At 72.5% G+C, this 4,200-nt stretch carries 5 protein-coding genes; 2 read left to right on the forward strand and 3 right to left on the reverse strand.

Annotation, left to right across the window (positions count from 1 at the left end; genetic code table 11):
• Positions 1 to 296: 296 nt before the first annotated feature.
• The 3 genes from ACWEVO_RS31495 to ACWEVO_RS31505 all read right to left on the reverse strand — a co-directional run bounded on the left by ACWEVO_RS31495 (position 297) and on the right by ACWEVO_RS31505 (position 3,090).
• Positions 297 to 1,382, reverse strand: coding sequence for an endonuclease/exonuclease/phosphatase family protein (locus ACWEVO_RS31495; RefSeq protein ID WP_452311099.1), 1,086 nt, complete (start codon positions 1,380 to 1,382; stop codon positions 297 to 299).
• Between the two features lies 1 nt (position 1,383).
• Positions 1,384 to 1,800, reverse strand: a complete 417-nt coding sequence (locus tag ACWEVO_RS31500; protein WP_452311100.1) for a VOC family protein — start codon at positions 1,798 to 1,800, stop codon at positions 1,384 to 1,386.
• A 153-nt stretch (positions 1,801 to 1,953) separates the two neighbouring features.
• Entirely contained in the window at positions 1,954 to 3,090 is a 1,137-nt protein-coding gene (locus ACWEVO_RS31505) for a peptidoglycan recognition protein family protein (RefSeq protein WP_452311101.1), read from the reverse strand.
• A 254-nt stretch (positions 3,091 to 3,344) separates the two neighbouring features.
• On the opposite strand from ACWEVO_RS31505, the gene ACWEVO_RS31510 reads away from it, so the two are divergent.
• Together ACWEVO_RS31510 and ACWEVO_RS31515 are read left to right on the forward strand one after the other, a co-directional pair.
• A complete protein-coding gene (locus ACWEVO_RS31510) occupies positions 3,345 to 3,791 on the forward strand; it encodes a TlpA family protein disulfide reductase (protein WP_452311102.1) in 447 nt (148 codons plus the stop codon).
• 117 nt (positions 3,792 to 3,908) lie between these two features.
• On the forward strand, positions 3,909 to 4,200 hold a 292-nt coding region (locus tag ACWEVO_RS31515), incomplete at its 3' end, for a DUF4395 family protein (RefSeq protein ID WP_452311103.1).

Raw genomic sequence — 4,200 nt, forward strand, 5'->3', positions numbered from 1 at the left:
CGCGTCCCCGGCCCGCGCCAACGCCGGGCTCTCCTCGCCGTCGCCCCACCGGTGCCCGTCGGTGCCACCGCGAGGCGGAGACGTGTGGTGGGACGGGGCATGGCGGATCCTCCGGGGGCGGAGTCGGGCCGGTGGTACGCCCGGCTGCCGCTGTGCCGACGTCTCGCCCTCCGCGCCCGGGCGTCACACCCGGAGGTGAGAATGGCTCATATCTACCTCCCGGTAATGATTGATTGAGTTCCATGGCTCGGGATAGATGCCGTTCACCACCCGCGAAGGCCGACGTTTCCCCGCGATCAGGGCAACGCGAGCACCGCCTGGTGACCCAGGTGGTCCGACGCCCACCGGCCGTCGGCGGTCCGCCGTTCCGTGCCGAACAGCTCGCTGGCGACCGGCACCACCGTGCCGCGGACCAGCACCATGTCGATCCGGTGCTCGACGTCGTCGGCCGGCTCGGTCAGGTCGTCGCCGAGCCCGGCGGTGTAGCCGGGATCGCCGGGGTGCAGCACCGGCCAGGTGTCCACCATCCCGCCGCCGACCAGGGCCAGGTAGGCGAGCCGGTTGTTCGGGTCCGGCAGTTCCGGCCCGCTGTTGAGGTCGCCGACGAGGACCAGCCGCCCGGGCACGGCGAGCGGGCCGCGCAGCAACTCCTGCGCCTGCAGCAGGCGCACGCCCGGGTGGAACGCCTCCAGGTGGGTGTTGACGAACCGGAACGTCCGGCTGCCCAGCACGGCGTCCACCGCCGTCCAGCCCCGGGTGCTGGTGGCGCTGCCACCGGTGGCGGCGAGCGGGAAGACCAGGTTGTTGACGAAGTTGCCGGACGAGGTGGCGGTCACCTTGACCCGGCCACCGTGCCGCACCAGGACCACGTCCCGCATGGTGAGCCGGACGTCCAGCAGGTAGGGAGCCCCGGCCGGGGCCTCCAGGTCCGCCTCGTTCTGGACCACGGCCACGTCGTACGGGTGGCCGGACTCGGCCAGCTCGGCTCGCAGCAGCGCGAGGTAGTCGTACCGGATCTCGGTGGCCGGCGCCGGGTCGCCGATCGGCCCGGTGCGCCACAGCGCCACCTCCTGCAGGCCGACCAGGTCGGGCTTGCGCTCGCGGATCTCCTGCGCGATCAGCGCCGCGCGGGCCGGGAAGTCGACCAGGTCCACGTGGCGCAGCAGGGCCGCGTTGGCGGCCAGGAACGCCGGCATGGTGGGCGCGCCGATCGAGGGCGTGAGGTCCCCGCCCAGGTAGAGGTTGCGGGTCAGCACGGCGACCTTCGGTCCGGCCTCCGCGTGGGCCGGTGGGGCGACGGTCGCCAGGCCGGCCACCGCGACGGCGGCCGCGGTGGCCAGTCTGACCAGGCACCGGAGGGGTGAAGGGGGCCTGAGGTCCATCTCAGGCTGCCTGGGGTGCGGCGATGTTGACCATCCAGCCGATGCCGAAGCGGTCCACGCACATGCCGAACTCGTCGCCCCACATCTGCTTCTCCAGCGGCACCGCCACGGTGCCGCCGTCAGAAAGCTGCTGCCAGTAGCCGCGCAGTTCGTCGCCGTCGTCGCCGCTGAGGCTGATCGAGATGTTGTTCCCCGGGTTGTACGCCATCTCCGGCGGGGTGTCCGAGGCCATCAGCGTGAACCCGCTGTCGGTCTCCAACTGCGCGTGCATGACCTTGTCGGCGACCGCCGGATCCGGGTTGCCGAACTCGCCGAACGTGTTCAGCGTCAGGTTGCCGCCGAACACCTGCTGGTAGAACTCCATGGCCTGCCGCGCGTCGTCGCGGAAGCTGAGGTACGGGTTGAGCCGAGACGCCATTGTGCGACCCTCCTTCGTCCTGTGACGAGGGTCATCGTCGCAGCCGGGTATGACGGCGACAACGACACGTGACGGGCGAGTCGCGCAGGGCCGCAGGGTGCGGTGGGGGTGGCGCCGTTGCCACCCCCACCGCTCTCCCCGCCGGTACGCCGGTCAGTCCATCTGGAACGACTGGCGCACCACACCCCCCACCAGAGCACACCAGGTGGTGGTGTTGACCTTGCCGTTCGGGTCCAGGCCGTGCAGCGCCTGCAGGTCCTTGAGCGCCTTCTTGGTGACCCAGTCGTACTCGCCGGTGACGGCGACATCGGCATAACCCTTGTAGTTCAGCATGAACTGCACCGCGCTCACCGGGATGCCGACGGCGTCCTTGTCCAGCTCCGGCGCGAGCGTCTCCCAGGTCGGGCCGGTGACGGTGGCGTCGATGTCGACCGGGATGCCGTTGCGCGCCTGCCAGTCCTGCACCGCGGCCACAGTGGCCGCGTCGAAGGTCCCGGTGACCGGGACGGTGTAGCCGCGGAAGGTGAGCAGGTACTGCGCCACCTTCACCGTCGGGCCACCGACGAAGCGCCAGATGTCCGGCCAGCGGCGGGCCGGCACGTCGGCGAGGCTCGTGCCGAGTTCGGCGAAGACCCGGCGACGCACGGCCGGGAACTGGCGGTAGAACATCGCCCCGGGGCAGAGCGTGCCGGCCCGGAAGTCCCAGTGGCCGAAGATGTCGTGCGCGTGCAGGCCGTACTGGCGGCAGATGGTGGTGCAGAGCCTCACCAGGCCGTCGAGCAGCTCGTCCGGCGGGGTCTCGGTGACGTACGTGCCCTCGTTCTCGATGCCGATCGCCCGGCCGTTCTCGCCCGGGCAGTGCGCGGCGATCATCTGCCGGTCGCCGGCCTGCAGCCGCTCCAGGCTGCCGTGCCGGCCCTCGGTGACGTGGCCGCCCCGGCTCACCGTGAAGTGCTGGCCGGTGTCCGACCAGTGGTTCACGTCCATGTGCAGGTTCTGGCAGTCCCGGGCGAGCTGCTTGGCGTGCTCCTCGGAGTAGTCCGTGCTGTTCGGGAACGCCATGTGGTGCAGGATGATCTTGTTGGACGGGATCGCGCTGACCGACAGCGGGTCCGCCGGCGGGCGGGCGCCCCACTCGTCGCAGCTGATGATCCAGTCGAGGTCCGCGCCCGGGTCGGCCAGCGCGGCGGCCGGGAAGGCGAGCTCGCTGCCGACGACCGCGACCGTGGCGGCGCCGAGGCCGGCCCGCAGCAGGGTACGGCGGTCCAGCTCGGGGTGATCGAAATGCATGTCATCTCCTCTGTGGCCGGTCGGCGGCCCCACGACGGCACGCGGCAGCGGGCGGCGGCCCGTCCCGGGTGTCTCTGAAAAGGACCTCCAAGAACCGCGCGTGGTGTGGAGGATATTGCCAGCAGGAGGGCGAGCGCTAGAGGCTGAACGAGATCAATGCGAACGGTGCCGGGTGCCGCGCCGGAGAGGTGATCTGCGTCCGACCTGCGGGACGGCGAGGCCGGGACGGCGGTTCGCTGTGGCACCCTTGACCGGTGCGAAGCCCCAGCGTGACCGGCGTGGTCGTGGTCCTGGCCGTGCTCGCGCTCGCCAGCGTTGTCGGCTGGTGGTGGCGGCGTCGCGACGGCCGGATCCGGGCCGTCGCCACCCACGGTGACGACCGGGAGGCTGCCGCCCTGGCCGCGGTGGGTGTGCCGGCCGGCGCCGTCACCCTGGTGCAGTTCTCCGCCCCGGTGTGCGCGCCCTGCCGGGCCACCCGTCGGGTGCTGGAGGGGGTCCGGGCCGACCTGGCCGGCGTGCACCTGGTCGAGGTCGACGTCGAGCAACGGTTGGACGTGGCCCGCGCGCTCGACGTCTGGCGGACCCCGACGGTGCTGGTGGTCGACGCGGCAGGGCGCGTGGTCCGGCGGGTCGCCGGCGTGCCGGCCCACGGCGATCTGTGCGCGGCACTCGTCCCGCTGCTCGCCGGGGCGACCCGGTGACCGGGGTCGCGTTGACCCGGCGCCGGGTCGTGGATCACGGACGGCTCGCGGCGAGCCTCTGTGCGTCGGTCCGTCCCGCCTGACCGACCGACCCCTCGCCTTGAACGGAACCCGCGCATGCTGCTCGACCCCCGGGGGCCGCGGTTCGCCGCCGTCCTCACCACCGTCGTCCTCGCCGTCGCCCTGATCACTGGCTCGGGGCTGCTCGTGCTGGCCCAGGCCGTCGTCTTCGCGATCACCGCCGCCAATCCCCGCCTCGGCCCGTACGGCCTGCTCTACCGCACCCTGGTGGCGCCCCGGCTCGCCCCGGCCGCCGAGTTGGAGCCGGCGGCGCCGATCCGCTTCGCCCAACTCGTCGGCCTGGTCTTCGCCGGCCTGGGCGCCGCCGGCTGGCTGGCCGGCGTGCCGG

It is taken from the genome of Micromonospora sp. NPDC003776 (assembly GCF_053605645.1).